General features: G+C 40.2%; 19 protein-coding genes and 3 tRNA genes. 14 read left to right on the forward strand and 8 right to left on the reverse strand.

The annotated features are described in order from the left end of the window. Window positions 1-692 precede the first annotated feature (692 nt). The 3 genes from KSO91_RS01955 to KSO91_RS01965 form a co-directional block, all read right to left on the reverse strand. Window positions 693-769 (reverse strand) — tRNA-Pro (locus KSO91_RS01955). A gap of 125 nt (window positions 770-894) precedes the next feature. After that, window positions 895-970 (reverse strand) — tRNA-His (locus tag KSO91_RS01960). Window positions 971-1018: 48 nt separating this feature from the next. Next, window positions 1019-1095 (reverse strand) — tRNA-Arg (locus KSO91_RS01965). Between the two features lie 210 nt (window positions 1096-1305). Here KSO91_RS01965 and rnr point away from each other — a divergent pair. Beyond that, window positions 1306-3789: a ribonuclease R gene (gene rnr, locus KSO91_RS01970; protein ID WP_238740826.1), complete on the forward strand. Its 2484-nt coding sequence runs from the start codon at window positions 1306-1308 to the stop codon at window positions 3787-3789. Between the two features lie 91 nt (window positions 3790-3880). Continuing rightward, window positions 3881-4621, forward strand: a complete 741-nt coding sequence (gene rlmB, locus KSO91_RS01975; protein WP_238740828.1) for a 23S rRNA (guanosine(2251)-2'-O)-methyltransferase RlmB — start codon at window positions 3881-3883, stop codon at window positions 4619-4621. A 51-nt stretch (window positions 4622-4672) separates the two neighbouring features. On the opposite strand, the gene KSO91_RS01980 is transcribed toward rlmB, so the two are convergent. Further along, a complete protein-coding gene (locus tag KSO91_RS01980; RefSeq protein WP_238740830.1) occupies window positions 4673-5914 on the reverse strand; it encodes a DUF481 domain-containing protein in 1242 nt (413 codons plus the stop codon). Window positions 5915-6161: 247 nt separating this feature from the next. Between KSO91_RS01980 and rpsF the strand changes: the two genes are divergently transcribed. From rpsF to KSO91_RS02010, 6 genes are all read left to right on the forward strand, one after another. Further along, the gene (gene rpsF / locus KSO91_RS01985; protein WP_238740832.1) at window positions 6162-6557 is read left to right on the forward strand and encodes a 30S ribosomal protein S6; all 396 of its coding nucleotides are present in this window, start codon (window positions 6162-6164) and stop codon (window positions 6555-6557) included. An 8-nt stretch (window positions 6558-6565) separates the two neighbouring features. Further along, entirely contained in the window at window positions 6566-6871 is a 306-nt protein-coding gene (gene priB, locus KSO91_RS01990; RefSeq protein ID WP_238740834.1) for a primosomal replication protein N, read from the forward strand. A 9-nt stretch (window positions 6872-6880) separates the two neighbouring features. Further along, window positions 6881-7108 carry a 30S ribosomal protein S18 gene (gene rpsR / locus KSO91_RS01995; protein ID WP_011771657.1) on the forward strand — a complete coding sequence of 76 codons (228 nt, stop codon included), beginning with the start codon at window positions 6881-6883 and terminating at the stop codon, window positions 7106-7108. 17 nt (window positions 7109-7125) lie between these two features. After that, window positions 7126-7578 (forward strand): 50S ribosomal protein L9, encoded by a 453-nt coding sequence (gene rplI, locus KSO91_RS02000; RefSeq protein WP_238740836.1) that lies wholly within the window; start codon window positions 7126-7128, stop codon window positions 7576-7578. Between the two features lie 392 nt (window positions 7579-7970). Further along, window positions 7971-9635 carry a methyl-accepting chemotaxis protein gene (locus KSO91_RS02005; protein ID WP_238740838.1) on the forward strand — a complete coding sequence of 555 codons (1665 nt, stop codon included), beginning with the start codon at window positions 7971-7973 and terminating at the stop codon, window positions 9633-9635. Window positions 9636-9836: 201 nt separating this feature from the next. Beyond that, window positions 9837-10301 carry a GAF domain-containing protein gene (locus KSO91_RS02010; RefSeq protein ID WP_238740840.1) on the forward strand — a complete coding sequence of 155 codons (465 nt, stop codon included), beginning with the start codon at window positions 9837-9839 and terminating at the stop codon, window positions 10299-10301. Between the two features lie 41 nt (window positions 10302-10342). On the opposite strand, the gene KSO91_RS02015 is transcribed toward KSO91_RS02010, so the two are convergent. The 4 genes from KSO91_RS02015 to radC form a co-directional block, all read right to left on the reverse strand. Next, window positions 10343-11260 carry a Gfo/Idh/MocA family oxidoreductase gene (locus tag KSO91_RS02015; protein WP_238740842.1) on the reverse strand — a complete coding sequence of 306 codons (918 nt, stop codon included), beginning with the start codon at window positions 11258-11260 and terminating at the stop codon, window positions 10343-10345. A 608-nt stretch (window positions 11261-11868) separates the two neighbouring features. Then, complete coding sequence (locus KSO91_RS02020; protein WP_238740844.1) at window positions 11869-12864, reverse strand: transposase; 996 nt, start codon at window positions 12862-12864, stop codon at window positions 11869-11871. Window positions 12865-13202: 338 nt separating this feature from the next. Beyond that, window positions 13203-13631 carry a DUF2787 domain-containing protein gene (locus KSO91_RS02025; protein ID WP_238740846.1) on the reverse strand — a complete coding sequence of 143 codons (429 nt, stop codon included), beginning with the start codon at window positions 13629-13631 and terminating at the stop codon, window positions 13203-13205. Further along, a complete protein-coding gene (gene radC / locus KSO91_RS02030; RefSeq protein WP_238740848.1) occupies window positions 13631-14107 on the reverse strand; it encodes a RadC family protein in 477 nt (158 codons plus the stop codon). Before radC ends, KSO91_RS02025 begins: the two co-directional genes overlap by 1 nt. A 142-nt stretch (window positions 14108-14249) precedes the next feature. Here radC and KSO91_RS02035 point away from each other — a divergent pair, with 142 nt between their 5' ends. From KSO91_RS02035 to KSO91_RS02060, 6 genes are all read left to right on the forward strand, one after another. Beyond that, entirely contained in the window at window positions 14250-14468 is a 219-nt protein-coding gene (locus KSO91_RS02035; RefSeq protein ID WP_238740850.1) for an AlpA family transcriptional regulator, read from the forward strand. Between the two features lie 121 nt (window positions 14469-14589). Next, window positions 14590-14829, forward strand: coding sequence for an HTH-like domain-containing protein (locus KSO91_RS02040; RefSeq protein ID WP_238740852.1), 240 nt, complete (start codon window positions 14590-14592; stop codon window positions 14827-14829). A 30-nt stretch (window positions 14830-14859) separates the two neighbouring features. Continuing rightward, window positions 14860-17625 carry a type I restriction-modification system subunit M gene (locus KSO91_RS02045; RefSeq protein WP_238740854.1) on the forward strand — a complete coding sequence of 922 codons (2766 nt, stop codon included), beginning with the start codon at window positions 14860-14862 and terminating at the stop codon, window positions 17623-17625. Further along, window positions 17622-19133: a restriction endonuclease subunit S gene (locus KSO91_RS02050; RefSeq protein WP_238740856.1), complete on the forward strand. Its 1512-nt coding sequence runs from the start codon at window positions 17622-17624 to the stop codon at window positions 19131-19133. The genes KSO91_RS02045 and KSO91_RS02050 overlap by 4 nt, the downstream gene beginning before the upstream one ends. Then, window positions 19130-20905: an ATP-dependent nuclease gene (locus tag KSO91_RS02055; protein WP_238740858.1), complete on the forward strand. Its 1776-nt coding sequence runs from the start codon at window positions 19130-19132 to the stop codon at window positions 20903-20905. The genes KSO91_RS02050 and KSO91_RS02055 overlap by 4 nt, the downstream gene beginning before the upstream one ends. Further along, window positions 20902-22800, forward strand: a complete 1899-nt coding sequence (locus KSO91_RS02060) for an ATP-dependent helicase (RefSeq protein ID WP_238740860.1) — start codon at window positions 20902-20904, stop codon at window positions 22798-22800. The genes KSO91_RS02055 and KSO91_RS02060 overlap by 4 nt, the downstream gene beginning before the upstream one ends. Window positions 22801-22905: the final 105 nt, after the last annotated feature.

Genomic DNA, 22905 nt, shown 5'->3' on the forward strand with positions numbered 1-22905 from the left:
TTTTTGAGACTTTAAACCTTTTGATGCTTTAAGGGCGAATGCTTCTATCTCTTCTTTTTTCATAATTACCTATCCTTAAAATGATTAAATTAATGATAGGCAATTACACAGATTTCAGGACAGGGTCATAAAGTTTGATGCTAATGCTCTTTATGCTTAACTCTTGCTAATAAATGGCTCTGATTTTTTAAAGTATAAGAGGCGAAAGCGCCTCAGCTTTCTAGCCGCAAATATGTGCAAAGTATCCTATAATACTTACGACTTACTCCAACGAAACAATCAACTGACTGAGCCATTTCAATAGCAATTCTAAAATACCTTCTAGCTAGCCAACTGATCTATCTATGAATTTTAAAAATGCGATATATTTAGAAAAAGAACCAGAGGTAGACAGTAAATTACTGTTTAGGCAAAAGCCAAGCAACTCTAGTCGATGCTCGCACATAAGTATTTACTTGGATATACATGTAACCAATTAGCGTCATTTTGCTTCACGTACTCACAGGATATGCACAGGAGCAGTTTATGGTCACGATGTTTGGCTTATGGAAAAATTCTCAAATCATGCGATGAAGAAGTGTTTGCAGGAACAGATAATATTAATAAAAATAAGACGTTTGAGTTATTGATTGCGGGGAGTTTAAAAACAAAAAGCCCGTAACGCGTTGAAACGTTACGGGCTTTTCTAAATGTGGTCGGTGATAAAGGATTCGAACCTTTGACCCCCTGGTCCCAAACCAGGTGCGCTACCAAGCTGCGCTAATCACCGAAAAACTATCTTTTAGTGCTTACAATTTCGGGGTCAACCCCCTGGTCCAACTCTTTGTAAACCCACGGAGGTGCCCTATCAAACTGGACTATCCACCGAATATCTTGTTTTACATCGAGAAAAGATGGGGCGAATGACGGGGATTGAACCCGCGACAACCGGAATCACAATCCGGGGCTCTACCAACTGAGCTACATCCGCCACTAATACTACTTTGCACCGTAAACTTAACTATTGTCTTCCGAAGAATGGTGCACCCGACAGGATTCGAACCTGTGGCCTTCGCCTCCGGAGGGCAACGCTCTATCCAGCTGAGCTACGGGTGCTCACGTCTTTAGGCGTGGCGCGGATGTTACTGTGAGTTAAAGATTCTGTCTAGTATTTTTTTTAAATTTCAAAAAAAAACTTTGTAACAGACTATTCTATGAACGAATTGCTTAATTAATAATTAATTGATTGAATTTATTATTAATACGCGACTGTTGTTGTTTTCAGATATACTTTAATTAATTTATTTTATACAAGAGCATTCAGCTATGACACTAGACCCCTTTTTAGATCGCGAAGCACAAACTTACGAGCACCCCGTGCCAAGCCGTGAATTCATTTTAGAATACATGGAAAAACAGGCGAAACCTGTCAGCCGAGATGCGCTATTCAGTATATTTTCACTTAGCAGTGAAGAAGAAGCAGAAGGCTTACGCCGCCGTTTAAAAGCAATGGAACGTGACGGTCAATTAGTTTGGTGTCGCAATGCAACCTACGCCCTAGCTGATAAACTGAATTTGGTCAAAGGAAAAGTCATTGGTCATAAAGATGGCTTTGGTTTCTTAAAAACCGAAGAAGTTGGCGCAGATCTTTTCCTCCCTGCACACCAAATGCGCACCCTTTTTCACGGCGATCAAATTCTCGTTCAACCTGTAAAGGTTGATGCACGCGGGCGAACTGAAGCGCGATTTGTGCGTTTATTAGCCCCTCGCCAAGAAACCATTGTTGGCCGCTATTTTGTTGAAGAGGGAGTGGCGCTGGTTGTTCCCGATGATTCACGTATTACTCAAGAAATTCTGATTAGCAAAGAAAATAGTAACGGCGCGCGCCATGGACAAATTGTTGTTGTCGAAATTACCCAACGTCCAAAACCGCGTTTTACGGCACAAGGTAAGATCACTGAAGTGTTAGGTCAGGATATGGAACCGGGCATGGAAGTTGAAATTGCCCTGCGTACCCACGATATTCCTCATGAATGGCCTGAAGGTTTAGATAAAGAACTTACCGTATTTACTGAGTTTGTGCCTGAAGAGGCGATTGCTGGGCGCGTAGATCTACGCAAGCTTCCTTTAGTAACCATTGATGGAGAAGATGCGCGTGACTTTGATGACGCGGTTTTCTGTCAACGTGAAGCAGATGGTGGTTGGCGTTTATGGGTTGCGATTGCCGATGTCAGTTATTATGTACGCAATGGTACAATTTTAGATACCGAAGCGATTAAACGCGGTAACTCAGTCTATTTTCCTGATCAAGTAATTCCTATGCTTCCGGAAGTTTTATCGAACGGACTATGCTCGTTAAATCCGCAGGTTGACCGTTTATGTATGGTCAGTGAGATGGTTATTTCCAGAAACGGACAGTTGAGCGACTATAAATTCTATGAAGCGGTGATGAACTCCCATGCACGTTTCACTTACACTAAAGTGGCTGCTATTTTACAAGGCGATCAGCCGCTGCGCGAGCAATATAAACCGCTTGTACCGCATCTTGAAGAATTAGAGCATCTTTATAAAGCCTTTAAAAAAGCACGCCACCTCCGTGGCGGTATGGAATTTGAAACGCTGGAAGTGCGCTTTCTATTTAATGAAAACCGTAAAATTGAGTCTATCGAACCTCTCGTGCGTAACGATGCACACAAGATTATTGAAGAATGTATGATTCAGGCAAACGTTGCAGCGGCACGATTAATTGGACGTGCAGAAGCAGCGGCATTATACCGTGTTCATGAAACCCCCAGCGATGAAAAACTAACAAACTTCCGCTCATTTTTGACTGAGCTAGGCTTGAGTTTAGCGGGCGGTGATAAACCTTCGCCAAAAGATTACGCAACTTTAGCGGAATCTTTTGCTGGACGCGAAGATCAAGAGCTACTGCAAACCATGCTGCTACGCTCAATGAAACAAGCTGTCTATCAAGATGAGAATTTAGGTCACTTTGGCTTAGCGCTTGATGAATATGCCCACTTTACTTCGCCAATTCGTCGTTATCCGGATCTTATTTTACATCGTGCAATTAAGTATCTGGTTGCGCATACAGAAAAAGATCAGCAAAAGTCCAAATGGACCAGTACTGGCGGTTATCACTACCAACATCAAGAGATGGGCGTTTTAGGCGAACACTGCTCAATGACCGAACGTCGCGCAGATGATGCGACCCGCGATGTAGGTGATGCGCTGAAATGCGAATATATGCAAGATCATGTCGGTGATAAAATGACAGGTACCATTGCAGCGGTGACTAACTTCGGTTTCTTTGTACGCCTAAACGATATCCATATTGATGGCCTAGTACATGTCACCAGCCTACTTTCTGATTACTATATTTTTGATGCCGGGAAACAGACCCTTAAAGGGGATCGTACTGGACGGACTTATCGTATTGGTGATGTATTGGAAGTGAAGGTACTGTCCGTTAATCTCGATGATAAAAAAATCGACTTTGAGCTAGCAGATCAAGAAGCGGCAGGACAACGTAAACGGGCGCGTACAACCGCCACAAAAGAGAATTCTCGCCCAATGGATAAACGCGCTCACCCTAAAGGTGATAAAAAGAAAGTGGATAAAAGTGCTAAGCCGTCTACTGGCGAAGGTGATAAAGAGTCTGTTCAAAAGCAGAACCAACCGAAAAAGAAGAAAAGTGTAAAGCAGGGTGAAAAAAATACCCCGACCTCTAAACAGAAAAAAGTGACACCCAAAAAGAAACGCCCAGGTCGTGCCGAGCGGACTCGTAGTAAAGCGAAGAAAGCGGATTAACTAACGGCTACCCGCTTCGTGCTTACAGCTAATAACTGACCGCGATTAGCTGAATAACATTTTTTATTAACAAATTGAATTAGAGAAATAAATGAGTAAAAGTGAATTAATTTATGGTATGCATGCAGTGGATGCCCTATTAGAAAAACAACCTGAACGTGTGATTGAAATTTATGCGCTAAAAGGCCGTGATGACGAGCGCTTAAATACGTTACTCGCAAAGGCACGTGAATGGGGTGTTTCAGTGCAGTTAATGCTGCGCAAATCCATGGATGAAAAATCAGAAGGAGAGCAGCACCAAGGTATTATTGCACGAGTAAAAGCCGTGAAAATACTCACGGATAATGACTTAGACCCAATTCTTGATAACTTGGATAAACCACCCTTCTTACTGATCTTAGATGGTATCACCGATCCGCACAATTTAGGGGCTTGTTTACGAAGTGCCGATGCGGCCGGTGTTGATGCAGTTATTATCCCCAAAGATAATTCCGTAAGTCTCACGCCGGTGGTACGTAAGGTCGCTTGTGGCGCAGCAGAATCGGTTCCACTTATACATGTGACCAATCTCGCGCGTACGATGCGTGCGCTGCAAGAGAAAGGAGTCTGGATTTACGGCACGGCAGGAGAAGCGACGCAAAACATCTACGACTGCAAACTGTCAGGTGCAATGGCCTTAGCAATGGGGGCTGAAGATAAAGGCTTACGCCGTCTCACTCGCGAGCACTGCGATGAGTTGATTAAGCTGCCAATGGCTGGTGCGGTTTCCAGTTTGAATGTCTCTGTGGCAACCGGTATTTGTCTTTTTGAAGTTGTTCGCCAGCGCCGCTAGCAAAGCGTTGTCAGCTGTCAGTTATAGGCTGACACTGACGACTCTATTCAGTTAAAACGCATACATTAATTTAAGCCCCGATGAGACCTCTTTATGTAAACTATCGACGGGCACATTTTGTGTATATTGATATTCAGAATCAAAAATCAAATACAACTCTCGATAGATTTTATTCTGAGCTTTAAAATTCACACTATAAATACTGTTTTCATTACCCATTATCCACACGGTATCCATCGCTATCTGTAACGACTCGGAAACGATTCGCTCATAATGCAGGCGCGTTCGCACAATAAACTCATCAACGGAAACCGCATCTTCACCAACATTTGGTACCGCCATCCGGTAACCGGGACCAATTTCCACATTAAACTTATGCTTGTTCAGATCAAATATAATTCGCCCATATCCTACCGTATACACATCTTCTTGCTCATAACTGGCAAATTGGCTGCGTTTTAGATCACTGCGCGCAAAGATCAGGTTACGCAGATTTAAATAGTGATCCCCCTGTAACTGCCAACGGTATTTTTCAGTGCTCATCTGGCGATCTTCCTCTTCCAGTTCAAACATGAAATTACTATTTAATTTATATTTATTAGGTTCTTCGTAATTAAGAACAAGCCGACCATCAATAGAACGAGCAACTTTATTATCCTGCTCATAGGAAAAACCAAATTCAACCGCGCCTGAAAATTTATCTAGCGGTTCACCTTCAGCTACCTCTGGCAGCTCAATATCATCTGTTTGGGGTATAATTTTGATGGGTGATTTTTGCTTAATTAAATCAGGTTGACGCTGAATATTGGTTTTTAACAAGTCACTCTCAGAGGCAATTAACGATGGCGTGTTACGTTTATGAAGGGATCGTTCACGATTATTTTTTTCCAGCTGCGCGATATAATCATCTTGTGTTTCAGCGGCACTTCGAAGGTCGCTTATCTGCTCCGCTAATTGTTCGTTCTGCTTAAGTAAGAGAGTCAATTTTTCCACTAATAAACGATTCTCTTTTGTGCTTGCTTGCCTCTCTCGCAAACGTCGCTGAGTCGTTTCTACATTTTCTTTTTTTTCGATAACCAAAGGCACTGGAGCGCGTGGCGTAAATTGTGCTGGTTCTTCGCTAACGAGACTTGCATCAGCCGCTGTCGAGGTAGGTTGGCGATTGCTTTCTGTTATTGTTAGCGCTGTCTCTTTTAGTGTCGGCGTCTTCTCTCTATGCACAAAAAGTATTGTGCTCAGCGCAAGTAGCCCAATATTAATGACTAAAATAAAAAATGATTTCGAATTCAACAATGCGCGCTCATAAATAGTAAATAGGCTAATATAAAACGCTATATTAATCGCTAATCAATTAGATGCAACGATTACCCCCATTTTACTTAAATATGTTCCATTATTATGCAAATCATCGCTTGCACCGGTTGCTACTAAAATGTACACTTTGCCGCCTTAAATCAGCCAACCTTTTTTGTTCCTTGCTTCTATTTGGTACGGCTGAGCCAATCTAAGAAGCTACTAACCCGTAAGGAGCGATTTTTATATGCGTCATTATGAAATCGTATTTATGGTTCACCCAGATCAGAGTGAACAAGTTAATGGTATGATCGAACGTTACACAGCATCTATCACAGAAGCTGGTGGTACAGTTCATCGTCTAGAAGACTGGGGCCGTCGTCAACTGGCTTACCCAATCAACAAACTACACAAAGCACACTATGTTCTTATGAATATTGAAGCTGCACAGAACGTAATCGATGACTTGGAAACTGCTTTCCGTTTCAACGATGCTGTGATCCGCAACATGATCATGCGTACTAAAGCTGCTGTGACTGAAGTTTCTGTAGTGGCAAAAGCAAAAGAAGAACGTGTTGAACGTGCTCCTCGTGCTCCACGTCCAGAATTCAATGCAGAAGCGCCAGCACCTGCTGAAGCATAAGCTACTTAGTGACTGATAACTTTTTGCGACTTTCGGGTGTAGTTACTGAAAAGCCTACATTCAAAAAAAGTCCAAGCGGTGTACAACACTGCAATTTAGTGGTTGAACACAGTTCAATGCAAGAAGAGGCCGGATTACCACGCAACGTTTTTTGTTATATGCCCGTTGCAATAAGTGGAACATTAGCCGATCAGTTAAAAGATAAATTATCGAAAGGGATGCAAATTAGAGTAAGTGGATTTATCACTTATCACCAAAGCGCAAATAAGCTTGGTAAACTCGTATTGCATGCTCAGTACATAGAACAAATTTGAGGAAATACCATGGCTCGTTACTTCCGCCGTCGTAAGTTCTGTCGTTTCACCGCTGAAGGTGTTAGCGAAATTGATTACAAAGACGTTGTTACGTTAAAAAATTACATCACTGAAAGTGGTAAAATTGTACCTAGCCGTATTACTGGCACATGTGCAAAATACCAACGTCAACTAGCGCGCGCTATCAAACGTGCACGTTACTTGTCGCTTTTACCCTACACAGATTTACATAAGTAAATTAGGAGCTATATATTATGGAAATTATTCTACAAGATACAGTTGCTAACCTTGGTAAACTTGGCGATAAAGTTGATGTTAAAGCAGGTTACGCACGTAACTTCCTTTTCCCACAACAAAAAGCTGTTCCAGCAAACAAAGCAAACTTAGAAGCTTTTGCAGCACGTCGTGCTGAATTAGAAGCTAAACAAGCTGCGAACCTTGCTGCTGCACAAAAACGTGGCGACGCATTAGCTGCATTAGAAGCGGTTGTTATCTCTTCTAAAGCGGGTGATGAAGGTAAACTATTCGGTTCAATCGGTACGCGTGACATTGCTGATGCAATCACTGCTGCTGGTGTTCCTGTAGTTAAAAGTGAAGTACGTCTTCCTGAAGGCGCTTTACGTAACACTGGTTCTTACGAAATTGCTGTTTCAGTACACTCTGACGTATCAACGATTGTTAACATTGAAGTTGTCGCTGCAGAGTAATCTCTCGCTTAAACTTTTGATGATAAAAATACCTGCTTTCGAGCGGGTATTTTTTTGCCTGCGATTTATAAAATCCACACAAAGCTGCACAGTGGTCTCCCGCTGATACTTTAGATGAGCCCCCTGCTTTCGATCTCTCGTTTTCTAACAGCGGTTTTTATCTGCGCTTTAGCCTTTAACGCGATCCGCATCTAATAATCCCAAATCAACTCCGTAAGACGCGCCAAACAAGCACCCGCTTGTGTAACAGTTAAGCTGCAGAAATGTGATCTTAAAAAGAATCTCTGGCAACAGATAGGGTTCCTATCACAAACGCAGTGATTACCTATGCTAATATATTAGTTGTATGGCCCCTCAAGAAGCATAGAAAATGCGAAAATAAAGGACCCAATATGTTGAAATTAAACCTGCGTAATAAATTACTGCTACTGGCATTATTGCCTATTCTGATTATTCTATTTTTTATTATGTCGATCACTTACTATGCCGAAGAGCAAGCGTTGGAAAACAACATTACTGATTTTAGATCGAGCTTGATTAACGAACGTAAAGATGAACTTAAAAAAGTCACTGAAGTTGCAGCAGGCATCGTTTCTTATCAACAATCACTGGGTGATAATGGCGATGTTAATGGGGCGTTACGCAATATTCGCTTTGGTAAAGCGGGTTATTTTTACATCTATGATACGCAAGGCATTAATATCTTTCATGGTTTAAAGCCAGACCTTGAAGGCAAAGACTTGTCTTCCTTAACCGATCCCAAAGGTACCAAAATAGTTATTGGTTTACTTAATGCCGCACAAAAAGGTGATGGTGTTTTTCCTTACTTTTATCAAAAGCCCGGTTCACAAGAACAAATTGAGAAGCTAGGCTACGCCATTACATTACCCGGTACCGATTGGATAATCGGTACCGGCGCCTACATTGATGATATTGAGTTAGCGATTAATAAATATGCACAAAACGCCAATACAGCCTCCTCGAATAAATTGACTCTATTATTAAGCGTCGCCATGGGATTGGTTCTTTTAACCATTATTGCCATTATTATTGCTGCGACGAAGATGATTACGCCGATTAAGGGAATGGCAAATAATCTTAATGACATTGCCCAAGGGGAAGGTGATTTAACCAAAAGGTTAACCATCACTGGCCAAGATGAAATCGCACAACTCGGTGAGTCATTTAATCTATTTGTCGATAAACTACAGCATATGATCCAAGAAATCACCTCGTCAACTGCAGAGGTTAATATCGCTGGCCGCGAAATGAGTAAGCAGAGTAATGAAATAACAACGCAGTTGCTTAGTCATAATAATGAAACTGAACAGATTGTTTCCGCCATAACCGAGATGTCTTCCACCGCCAACGAAGTGGCTAGCAATACCAACCAAGTCGCCGAAGCGACCCAGGCGGTGACTCAAGATGTCATGCGAGCTCAAGAGCGCGTTGATGCATCACTATCTGAAATTTCCGATTTAATGGGCGAGATCAATGGTGCCGCTAACAGCATGAATGCATTAAGTGCACAGTCGCAAAAGATCAACAATGTGCTCTCCGTAATTGGTGGGATTGCTGAACAAACTAACTTATTGGCATTAAATGCAGCCATTGAAGCAGCACGCGCAGGTGAACAAGGTCGAGGTTTTGCCGTCGTTGCCGATGAGGTACGGACGCTTGCAAGCCGCACTCAAGAAAGCACATTAGAAATCAACGAAATGCTTAGTGAACTGCATCGTTTAGTCGCGCTTGCGGTTACAGCAATGGAGCGCAGTCAAGAAGGGAGTACACGTTCGGTTGAATCCTCGCGTTTAATTTCAGATAGTTTAGGCTCAGTGACAACAGCGGTAAGATCAATTAACGATATGAGCACTCAAATTGCCACCGCAGCGACCGAACAAAGCTCAGTGACAGAAGAAATTAACCGCAATATTTATGCAATTCAGGATATTGTCGGTGTGCTGACACAGAGCAGCACAGCAGCTGAAAGCGTTAGCCATAATATAGAAACCGAAGGGGCGAAGTTGGATACACTAGTCAAGCAATTTAAAATTTAGATACTGATTTTAAATTTTTTAACTAATCTGACAATTTAACAGACGAATACCTGCTTTTAAGTGGGTATTTTTTTAACTGCGATTTATGCACCCCCTAAGAAAGCTAACTACCTTTACTTAGGAGATTCTGCTTGTATTAAATAAAAAAAACCTTATTGTTTACAATCTAAATTAATCGTAATCTCGGATAAGGCCATAAACATGCAAACATTAGAACAGTATCAGTTATTGACAAAGCAGGCGGTGGCTTTAATTGAGGGGGAGAGAGATCTAACAGCCAACCTTGCAAATATCAGCGCTCTGCTTAATATGAATTTAGATAATATCAACTGGGTAGGATTTTATCTTTTAAAGGACAAACAGTTAGTGCTAGGCCCATTTCAGGGTAACGTCGCCTGTGTGCGCATCCCACTGGATAAAGGTGTATGCGGTACGGCTTTTAGTAGTAATACTATCCAGCGTATTGCCGATGTACATCTGTTCACGGGCCACATCGCCTGCGATATAGCGAGCCAGTCAGAAATCGTACTGCCCATTAATATCAATGGCAGAACAATCGCTGTTTTAGACATCGACAGCCCCATCACAGAAAGATTTAATGAAACAGATGAACAAGGACTGGCATTGTTTGTTGAAGCCCTTCAGCAGCACCTTATTTTCTCTTAGCTTAGACAAACTAAGGCAACAACCATTAGGAGTTAATCTATTTACTCTAATAAGACTTGAATTCCATCTTCTAAATCTATTGCAGATCTTGCATCTGCTAAACCTAATGAAATGGCATCTTTACGCTCAATATTGCCAGAGGCGTAATCTAAATATATCTTGAAAGCTTCCCCATTTGCTATCATCCAAATATCTTCTTGTGTTGAATATTCGCCAGTATTAACCTCTACGCCAGCAACTTTTATGGGTTCAAAGAACCACATCTTTGCTGGTTTATATCCACCAAAAACACTTAATTCCTTATCTTTTCCGTAAATTTTCAAGTCAAAACTGATGCCCTCTTCATGACCTTTAAATAAATTTAGATTTAGAATAATATTGTTACTTTCAAGTTTTGAACTTAGGTTCATTTCACCAATCCCCGTTTCTAAATCGATCATCTCAAACTTGCCAAATAGTTTTTGAAGAAAATAAAGAGGATGAACCGCCACATCAACAAACCAATCCTTACTGTCTCTTATTGCATCAAACTTGATCCCCACATCTAAAGTGATCTTATACACCTCTGCAAAATCTTCCTTTATTATAATTCTTTCAATTTCTTTAGAGGTGTTGAAAAATGGATATGAATAATTAACAAAAACATCTTCTGTTAAATAAAGATTTTTTGATTTATCGTTTTGTTTTGATCCGTGCAAGGGCTTTTCGCAAAATATTCTTTTTCCAGAAAAACGTTTAATATACTCAAAATGGGTATGAATTGGGCTGGCTATTATAATCACATCCATCTCATCTAAATCGTTTAAATTATTTGTTGCTTTCCCCATCCCCTCATTTTCAACCACTCTCTGCACTTTCTCTAAATTTTTTCCATAAACACAATCAATAGAGTATCCGCATTTTTTAACGAATCCGAAATAAATTCGTCCCCAATTTGTACCAATTAACCCAATCTTCAATTTAATCACCTCCAATAGTTTTGTATCTCTATTTTAATAACCAAAAATTATGTGTTTGTCCGTTTTTTTATATAACGCTGGGACTCAAGAGGCGAAGAATGCGGTTTAGTTATTCGTAAGCGATCTACAAACCCCATCTAACAAAGCGATAAAATAACTGTCACTCTTTCCTTTTACCTTAAAGGGAAACTATTATGCATACAAAGCCATTAACAAAAATACAGCAAGGTTGGCTAGATCACATCAATTAAGCCAACACTAATTAAAAAATCGCGTAAAAAATCGCGGACATCCAAATCTTTTTAACGTAAAAAATCGCGGACATCCAAATCTTTTTAAGAAGATAGATAGTTATAATTTTTACAAGTTATCGCGATAACCATTAGCTCTTAAAAACATTTCTAGCTTCAAAATCGCGGACATCCAAATCTTTTTAAGAAGATAGATAGTTATAATTTTTACAAGTTATCGCGATAACCATTAGCTCTTAAAAACATTTCTAGCTTAACCACGAGAATATCTATTAAATTTTAACAAGTATACGATATTTAGACGTCAGCACCCCTTAGCAAACAACTAATTATACAATATGACGGGATGAGGACTGTTTAATGAAGCATACATCGTAATTTGTTTTGGCCCGACACCCAACATCTGCCAGTATGACTGGCAAACTTATCTAACTCTTCCAATGAGCCGACAGCACAGTGGTAATTTCCACCAAAATGACAAGCCAATTCCAACCATGTATTGCCATCTAAACCGAGTGTACTCAGCAACCTAGGTATCTTATTTGAAATCCCACCTCGCTTATCTGAACGAATAGCACGGCCAGTCCAATCAACCAACTCTAAATAGTCGATGAAAGCATAGGGGATGCCTTGCGGCTGCTCGTTACATTCTCCTGCCACAAAACCGAATAGGGGTTTACTTGTGAAGTCTGAGCACGTTTTTTCATCATCACAACAACTGCCATGAACACGTTCAAATACAGAGGTGTATTCGGAGGCTTCAACAGTTTCTGCCATTTTTGCGCGCACTGGGTTTAAATCAACATACGCCATGCAGGTTAATAAAGCTTTTTCATCCAATAATGCTTGAGACTTAAAGCGGCCTTCCCAGAACCGCCCCTTACAGTTATCTTCTTTATTCGCTTTTCGGGCGATAAATTCATTTAATGAACGCATAAACCAAGAAATATCAACTAAACGATGTCGCCATCTAGCGATTACCTCCAATGCCATAGTAATTTCGGCATCGCTGGTTAACTCACTTTTTAGCCAACGCGATACAATCGGTGAGCCCGAATAAAGTTGACACCAGCGCTTGCAGATATCTTCATCTGAACAAGCCTCTATTTCGACTTCATTGGCATGTAAAACAAGATGATAGTGATTAGACATGATGGAATAGGCGCAGACATTAATAGCAAAAATATCACTGAGTTGACGAATACGATCAACCATCCATTGACGTCGGTGTGAGAAACTTCGACCGCTGTATTTATCTTCACCACACAAAAAAGCACGCCGAACACAACGTGAAATACAGTGGTAATAGGGTGTATCAACAAGTGAAATTAATGTTGAACGTGATTGCGTCATACTTACCTCCACTAGTGTTTATAAAACCACTGGTTATATAGTAGGTATAAATTCACAATTCGTCAAAAAGGTATGGATGCCCTCAATTCATCACTCAATTCATCATCAATTCGTCAAAAAGGTATGGATGTCCTCAATTCGTCGGGCTAACCGCCCAAGTCAAACTATGCAGCCGTAAGCTCACGAGTTTTTTAACTGCATGAACTTCAGCCATAGTCTGCTTCCTTTTTTGATGTGAAACGGGGTTTGGGGAACTTCAGAGGGGGTAATTAGAGTAGAGCCTTGCTACACAAGGGATCTCAAGTTCCCAAAATACTAAAATGGGTAGTTGGATTTCATTACCAAGAATTCACGACTATTTCATCAAAAGCGCCACTTTCCAGATAACACGTAAAGTTACTTTGCCAGAGCTTATAAAACTCTTTTACTTCTGGGTGAGATAATGGCTTGCCTGCACAACCAATCATGAAGAAAGTCTGCATACTGAAATTGAAATCAAATTCAGTAGCCAACTCCGGATAGGGATAGCCATAATAAGCAAAGTCTGTTATGTACAACAAATCCCAATTCCCCGTCGATTGATCCTTTTGCATCGAGATTTCAATAGGGTGATAACCGCCCTGTTTATTGTAATAGGAGAGATCCCTAAAGTTGAGGGTGATTTGAGTATCCTCTTCAGTAATCCGCTTTTGTTTTATTTGCTGGTTTAATTGTTTATGAAACTTCGCTGAAACCTTTAACGGATTCTGGTTGATTTTAATATCCATTAGATTAATCCCCGCTCTGCAAATGATACTGAATTCTTGCCGACGACAATATGATCTAACACCCGCACATCAATCAGGGCAAGGGCTTGCTTGAGTCTCACCGTGATGCGTTTATCTGCCTCAGAAGGTTCTGCAATGCCTGACGGGTGGTTATGAGCAAAGATCACCGCACTGGCATTGGCTGCCATAACCGCTTTTACAACTTCTCGGGGATAAACGCTGGCACTGTCAACTGTGCCGTAAAACAGCTCTCGGTATTCAAGCAATTGATTCTGTGTATCCAATAGCATGATCGCGAAGACCTCATTATCAAACTTCCCCAGCTTGTAGCTGAGGAAGTCTATGGTCGCTTGTGCGTTAGTAAAGGCACTATCACGGAAGTACTTGGTTGCTAAAATTTCAGATGCTTTTTCTAACACCTGATGATCTGTCATAGGCTTCTGTAGGGTGTAAACCCGATTTGTTTTAGTGTGCATAAATAGCTCCTTTTGCTGGTGGTTTGGTTATGCACAGTGATGAAATATATCTGTAAATGTTTTCAATCTAACCTGTGATTTTTTTATTTTTTAGTAATGCCTCTTATCTGATGAGCAATAAACAGTTGAGGGGAGATTACTCATGAGACTCATCAAATTAGCAGAAGTAATGAAGCAAACCGCACTTGGCCGCTCAAGCGTTTATAAATACATGAAAGAAGGGTTATTCCCTAAGCCAGTTACGCAAATCGGCAAATCAGTGGCATGGGTGGAAAATGAGGTACAAGAGTGGATTTTAGATAAGATTGAGCAACGAGATGATGCGGAGCTACAGGTTGCAGGGGGAAGCGCATGCAGCTGAACTTGCTTAAGATCCAATATCGAAGTCTATGAAAAATTACATTGCGCTTCGCCGCCCTTTTAGCTAAATTATATAAATTAGCTAAAAACAGATAACTGCAAATATATCAGGGCGTAACAATATGAACGAAGAAACTATTTTCAACAACATCAAACAAGCCTTAAATGATGCCCCGCGTAATCAGTACACTGCTGAATTACACCTGCAAATGATCAAGTATGCAGATGACCTTAAAAACATTACCGCTAAAGAGTTCTGCGCAGGTGTTGGCTTGAAAAGTAGCTTCGGCACTGAATTCTCTAAAATGCGCAATTTAACGGCTCGCTTAAAAAGCGCAGGCTTAAACACAACACAACTATAACCGCCCAATCATTATTAAGGTTTTATAAAAATGGCCATAAAAAAAACAGAACTCTATTCCTCCCTTTGGGCAAGTTGTGATGAACTACGTGGTGGCATGGATGCCAGCCAATATAAAGACTACGTACTCACCATGTTATTTATGAAATACGTCTCTGACAAATATAAAGGTGACCCATACGGCATGATAGTGGTGCCAGCAGGGGCAAGTTTCGATGACTTAGTATTACTTAAAGGTAAAAAAGATATCGGTGAAGGCATTGATAAGGTCATCGCTGCATTAGCCGAAGAGAATGATTTAAAAGGCGTGATCGACATTGCCTACTTTAACGATGAAGATAAAATCGGTAAAGGCAAAGAGATGGTGGATCGACTCACTAAGCTGGTGGGTATATTCCAAAAGCTAGATCTTGCCGATAACCGTGCAGATGGTGATGATTTACTCGGTGATGCTTATGAGTATTTAATGCGTCACTTTGCAACAGAGTCAGGTAAATCAAAGGGGCAATTTTATACCCCTTCTGAAGTCTCACAAATTCTAGCTAAAGTTGTGGGCATTAAAAAACAAACGCCACAGGACGCAACGGTTTACGATCCGACCTGTGGTTCAGGTTCATTATTATTAAAAGCCAGTGATGAAGCACCACGCGGTTTGTCTATCTATGGTCAAGAAAACGAAGGCCCCACCGCCGCTCTCGCTAAAATGAACATGATCTTGCATAACAACGCCACCGCTAAAATTTGGAAAGGCAATACGCTGTCTTCACCACAATGGAAAGATGCGGCTAATAAATTAAAAACCTTTGATTTTGCCGTTGCTAACCCGCCCTTTTCTAATAAAAACTGGACCAGTGGTTTAAACCCTAACGATGATCTCTTTAATCGTTTTACTTGGGGGATTCCACCTGAAAAAAACGGTGATTACACTTTCCTATTGCACATTATCACTAGCCTTAAAAGCACCGGTAAAGGGGCTGTCATTTTGCCTCATGGGGTATTGTTCCGTGGTAATGCAGAAGCCAATATACGCCAGAACCTCATTAAACAAGGTTACATCAAAGGCATTATCGGTTTACCAGCTAACCTATTCTACGGTACAGGCATCCCAGCTTGTATTATCGTGATAGATAAAGAGCATGCACAACAAGCGGTGCTAACAGATACCAGTGATAGTGACGGCAAAGTGGAAGGTCGTTCAATCTTTATGATTGATGCCAGTAAAGGCTTTATTAAAGACGGTAATAAAAACCGTTTACGTAGCCAAGATATCCATAAAATTGTCGATGTGTTCAACAAAGAGCAAACCATTGAGCGCTTTAGCCGTTTAGTGGCGATTGATGAAATTGCAGCAAATGATTACAACCTCAATATTCCACGTTATATCGATTCCAGTGAACCTGAAGATTTGCACGATTTAAGTGCGCATTTACAAGGTGGTATTCCTAATAGTGATATTGATGCGCTAGAGCATTTCTGGCAGGTGTTCCCTAATATTCGATCAACATTATTTAAACCAACGCGCGCAGGTTATAGCCAGTGCTTGGTAGATGCGAGCCAAGTTAAAAATAACATTTTAGCGCACAGTGAGTTTAAAGACTTTGCCAGCCGTAGCTTATTGCCCTTTACTGCATGGTCAACGCAAGCTGGATTTTCAGACCTAGCCCTAGGTGATAACCCCAAAGAGTTTATTCACCGCATCTCAGAGATGCTATTAACCACTTACGCCACCAGCGAGTTATTAAGTAAATACGACATTTACCAAATACTGATGGATTACTGGTCAACAACATTACAAGACGATGTGTATGTATTGATCCAAGATGGCTGGGAAGCTGGTAATAGTTTACGTGAATTAGTGGTCGCAAAAGGTGAAAAACTAAAAGAGGTTCCAGACTTAGTTATTAATAAGAAGAAATACAAAGCCGAGTTAATTCCACCAAGCTTAATCGTGAAGCGTTATTTTGCAACACAGCAAAGTGAACTTGATAAATTACAAACGTTACAAGACACGGCCACTCAAGTATTAGAGTCTTTAGTTGAAGAGCATTCTTGTGATGAAGGTACTTTAGAAAAGATAAGTAACAAAACAGAGGCTAATACAGCACTAAATGAATTTATAGTGTTAGCTTGGAAAAGCTTAGACTCCGATCAATTCGATAAGTATCAAAAATTAAAAAATTCTATTGAACAACTACAAGAGAAGCTGCTAGCAGTGTCTGCTCAGCCTGTATTTGAATTAGCCAAAAATGCAAAAGGTAAGCTAACCCTCAAAGGTATTAAAGCACTTATGGTGACTGTAGATGCTGCCGAAGAATCTCAGCTTCAAGGCTATATTGACTTAGATAAGCAAATTAAAGACCGAAATAAGTTGGTCAACGCATCGTTTGCTGCCGGTTTTAAACAGGTTAATGAAGCATTACAGTCAGATTCTAACTCAATTTTCTTAGCAGAAATTAAGATAGTTCAATCTTACCTAACTTGCCTAGATGAAGTTGCTTCATTAAAGAATAAATTAAAAATAGCACAGGAAGCACTTGATCTCGCAGTGTTTAATCATTATCCGACACTGACAATTGAAGAAGTGAAAAGTTTAATCGTCGATGATAAATGGTTAGCCACATTACAAGCCAATATTGTTGCGGAGATAGAACGTGTGACGCAGCAAATGGCGAATCGCGTTACCGAGTTAAGCGAACGTTACAACACCCCATTACCCAACTTAACCCAGTCCGTAGATAGCTTAAGCGATAAAGTAGCAAGTCACCTTAAAACGATGGGTTTGGAGTGGACGTTATGACAAATTTATCGGGAGTACCATTTCCTTCAAAAAAAGTGAACGTCGCTAGCGACGGCCCGCAGGGCGGAGGCATGGATAGCCGACGTAACCAAATAAGTTCAAAGCAATTGATACCTGATGGGTATAAACAAACAGAGGTTGGGGTTATTCCTGATGAATGGGACGCTATATCTATCGGTGATACAGCGACTTTAATTGGAGACGGAATTCATTCAACTCCTGTTTATGATTCTAATGGCAACTATTATTTCGTTAACGGGAATAATATAAATAATGGAAGTATCAAACTTACTGAAAATACCAAGAGAGTAAATGAGAGTGAATACCAGAAACATAAGAAAAACATAAATAACCGAACGTTGTTTTTATCTATCAATGGAACCATTGGTAATTTATGTTTTTACAATAACGAACCAATTATTTTAGGGAAAAGTGCTGCATATATAAATATACGTAACACCGCTGATGTACAGTATATGTACCATGCGCTTTCATGTGAGGCAACACAGCAACGATTCGAAGATGGATTAACAGGTTCAACTATTCAAAACCTTGGGTTAGGCACCATTAAAAGCACATTAATTCCATTTCCTAAGTTAAAAGAACAAACTGCCATCGCTAATGCTTTATCGGATGTGGATTTATTACTCAGTGAACTAGAAAAACTGATTGCCAAGAAACAAGCGATTAAAACCGCCACCATGCAACAACTGCTCACAGGTAAAACCCGTCTACCGCAATTTGCCTATGTTAATTCAGACGAGTCGACAGAAGGCGAACTAAAGAATAAGGCAATTCATCAAACATCAAGTCCAACAAGCAACCAAACAACAGGCACAACGCCAAGCCAAGGCAAGAAAAAAGGCACAAAACCCAGCGAACTAGGTGAAATACCAAAAGATTGGGAAGTTGTTGCATTTGGGGATTTATTTGAACAAACCATTCATAGAAAGAAGCTTCATCCTGATGTGTTGACGACATTTGTTGGAATGCAAGATGTTAGCGAAAACGCTCAACTAGTCACACAAAAACAAGTTCCTTTTTATAAAATAAGTTCAGGGTTTACATATTTTGAAAAAGGAGATGTACTTGTTGCTAAAATCACACCTTGTTTTGAAAATGGCAAAGGTAGTCAAACACATATTTTAGAAACAAAAATAGGGTTTGGTAGTACAGAATTCCACATATTGAGAGCAAAAAACTTAGCTGATTCTAACTTTATTTATTTCTGGACTATAAGGGACTGTTTGCGGAAAGAACTTGCAGGTGAAATGGTAGGCAGTGCAGGGCATCGTAGGGTTCCTTTTTTAGCAATCCAAAACTATCAAATACCTTGTCCGCCATCTAAAGAAGAACAAATCGCCATCGCCACCATCCTCTCCGATATGGATGAAGAGATCCAAGCCTTAAGCAAACGCTTATCTAAAACACGCCAAATCAAACAAGGCATGATGCAAGAGCTTCTAACAGGTCGCACACGGTTGCCTGTTTGCACGGAGGCAAAATGAATATATTAATCGACCAAGCAAGAATCGCTGGCTTTAGAGGCATTGCCAATGTAGAGATATCACTCCCTAGAGTGACAGTACTAATTGGGACAAATAATTCTGGTAAAACATCAATCATTAAAGCCCTTCAGCTTGCCTTGGGTGATTACTCCAGATATTTAACCGAAGAAGACTTCCACATTGATAATGATGATCATGTTGTTGAGTGTATTGTTATTGATGTAAGAATTGTTGCTATGGATGAACATGATAAAAGAGCAAAAATCTTTGAAGCTGAATGGCTGGAAGAGCTTGGTGATATTATTCAGGCAGAGGCTGATGGTTCTCAATTTGTCGTGATCAGGACTAAATGTGAACGGGATAAGGTTAGAGGCGGTTTTTTAACTGCTAGGTTCTGGCTAGAGGCGTGGCCTGAGTTTGATGGGTGGATTGACGTTAAAACTATCGCCAAGCGACAAATACGTAAGCGATTTGATGCCTTGCCTTTTATTTCTATTGATGCACAGCGTGATATACATCAAGAGCTTAGAGAGAAAACATCCTATATTGGTAAGGTTTTGGCTAGTGTCGAATACGATGATGAAGACGTAAAAGAACTCGAAAAAATGGTAGCTGACATTAATGAAAAGGCAATCGTTAAAAGTGAACCTTTATCTGAGCTAAAAACTCACCTTGATGCATTGAGTCAATCATTCGAAGGCAGCGGCCAAACTGATATTACTCCTTTTCCTAAGAAAATTAGAGACTTATCGAAACGATTTACTGTTCATTTTGGAGAGAATGAGGGTAATTCGTTCTCTATGGAATATCACGGTATGGGCACTCGTAGTTGGGCTTCAATGCTAACAGTAAAAGCATTTACTGAGCTTTCAGCTAAAAAGCACGCAGAAGAAGTAAAACCATTTTTCCCAATTATTGCCGCCGAAGAACCAGAAGCGCATTTGCATCCAAATGCGCAGCGTACACTTTATCAACAGTTGAGAGATTCAAAAGGACAAGTAATCGTTAGTACACACTCCCCTTTTCTTGCTGCGATGGGAAATCTGCAAGATCTCCGCTCAATGGTAAAGACAGCAAGTAATGTTAGTGTAAAACAACTTCCAAACGTTTTTGATGCTGAAGATTTATTAATACTTCAGCGAGAAGTTATGAGATTTCGTGGTGAAGTTTTATTTGCCAGAGGGATAATACTCTTTGAAGGTGTTACAGAAGAGCAAATTGTTCCTGCAATGTTCGAGCACTATTTTGGCTTTACAGCATTTGCCGCAGGTGTAAATTGCATCAGCGTTGCGGGGAAAAATTACGCTCCTTTTATTAAATTGGCTTGCAGTTTAGGTATCCCTGTTTGCGTTGTGGGTGATAACGATGGGAATGCAAAAATTACGGTAGAATCCCAAATTGAAAACATTAGACGTGATACTCGATTAGCACTAAATACAGATGAGTTTCAAATTTTCTTTTTGTCTGATAACAACGATATTGAAGCTGAACTTGTTAATGAGTTAGGAATAACACAGGAGTTAGCTGAAGCCTTGGTACTCTCTGAAACAAAAGGCTCAGGCAACCCTCACTATGTTGCAGCTAAACAGCAAGAAATATCGGAATTAAATAATGACGCATTACTCGAAAAGTTAAGGTCAGCGAAAGCATCTTACGCTGGATTTTTAGCGGCGGTAATTTACAGAAACCCCCAAGCTAGAGCAACCGGAGCACTAGTTCCAACAGCCTTTAGAAATGCATTTGAACAAGTGAGAGGGTGGATATCATCATGATTAATCTTTCAGAAACTCAAACGAAAATTGTTCGCGCACCTATCGGTACTCCGATACAAATACTTGCATCGGCTGGTTCTGGAAAAACGAGAGTTTTAACTGAACGCATCAGATTTATTTTAGATAATACTAAAAAAGATAGGGTCATCGCACTTACGTTCACCAATAAGGCCGCAGAAGAGATGCAAGAGCGGCTAGTTGACGTTGATGAAGTCGAAGATAGGACGTGGATATCTACTGTCCATTCAATTGCACAACGAATACTTGAGCAATACGGTCATACCATTGGCTTACCATCAGAGCTGCACATATATGATCGCGATAAAGATCGAATGGAAGTGTTTCTTCAATCTTTGAGGGATGAGGGTGTTGATATAGACGAGTACCTCAATATTGAAGACTCAAAAGAGAAAAAGAATCGCCAGCAAGTAATGCAAAATTACATGGATACATTTTCAGTTATCAAAAGGGAATTGTTATCTCAAGAGGAGGTTGAAGATCGTTTTTCAATTGAATCTGGTATATGGAAAATCTATCAGGATTACCAAAGTGCATTATTGGCTAGTGGTGGCATCGATTATGACGACATTCTGATTTTTGCCCATAAGCTGTTATTGACACAAGAATGGATAGCAGACCTATATCGAACAAAATTCAAGCATATTTGTGTTGATGAAGCTCAAGATCTAAATAAAGCACAGTATGAATTTATTAATGCCTTCTGCGGAGATAAGGTGAAAAGTATTTTGATGGTTGGTGACCCAAATCAAATGATTTATGGTTTTAATGGTTCATCTGAGAAGTACTTAACAACCCAATTTGTAGAAGATTACAACCCGACAAAATACAAGTTAACTGAAAACTATCGCAGTACGAAAGCCATTATTAAAGTCGCGAATCAAATTAAACCTCAATCACAAACTGAACATGAAATGGCATTAAATGGTTTGTTCCATAAGCAAGAATGTGAAGATGAATATGTTGAAGCTCAATGGGTGGTAAACCAAATCAATGAGTTATTAAAACTTGAAAATCATGGGGAAATCGAGGGAAACATAACTTTAGAGAACATGGTGATTATCGCTAGAAACAGATTTGTTTTTAAAGCGCTGACTGAAAAACTTGAACAAGAAAAAATCGCCTTTAATTTTAAGAAAGGAGAGCGGCAAGCCGAGCCGACTTCACTGTTTGGGAAAATATTAGATTATTCTATTCGCTTAAAATTAAACCCTAAAGACTGGGTAGATGGTAAAAAGTTATGTGCTCTTCTGAAAATTAAACCTCCTAAGGAGTGGCATGGCGATAATTTACTAAGTACTTGGTCACGTGAAGTAATTAATGCCGATATATTATTTCCAAGCCTTCAAGCTGAACTTTTAGCAAACATTGACTCTCTCGATAGTGAAGAGCCAAACATTCCCAAATTTTATAAAGAATCTTCTGAACAACTCAACAAGTTAGCAAATGATGCTGAGCTTGATGATAAAAAGCCAGAAATTGAGCGTAGTATCAAAGAATTAGAAGAGTTTAGGAGTGCTTGGACCCGTTTCAAGTTAAAAGGTCTTGGTGAATCACTACAGGCATTCAGAAATGCACTTGCACTAGGACAACTTGCAGAAAGTGCTCAAGGTAAAGGTATAACCTTAAGTACGGTGCATACAATGAAAGGCCTAGAGAAAGATATTGTCTTTTTAGTTGGCATGGTTGAAGGAGTCTTTCCTGATTATCGCGCCAAAACAGCTCAAGACATTGAAGAAGAGCAAAATAGTGCCTTTGTTGCTGTGACTAGAGCTAGAAGGTGGCTTTATATTACATACCCACAAAGAAGAACAATGCCATGGGGTGATATTAAATACCAATCACCATCACGTTTTATAAAAAATCTTAAAGTTTGAAGAATACACAAACTCATAGAGAGTTGTTTACGTTATGTGAGCCGTGTCATTAAAGATGCGGTTAGTGCTGGATTAGTGAAGCCATACGATGCCGACGCCGGAACT

It is taken from the genome of Psychromonas antarctica, assembly GCF_022267535.1.
Lineage (GTDB): Bacteria > Pseudomonadota > Gammaproteobacteria > Enterobacterales > Psychromonadaceae > Psychromonas > Psychromonas antarctica.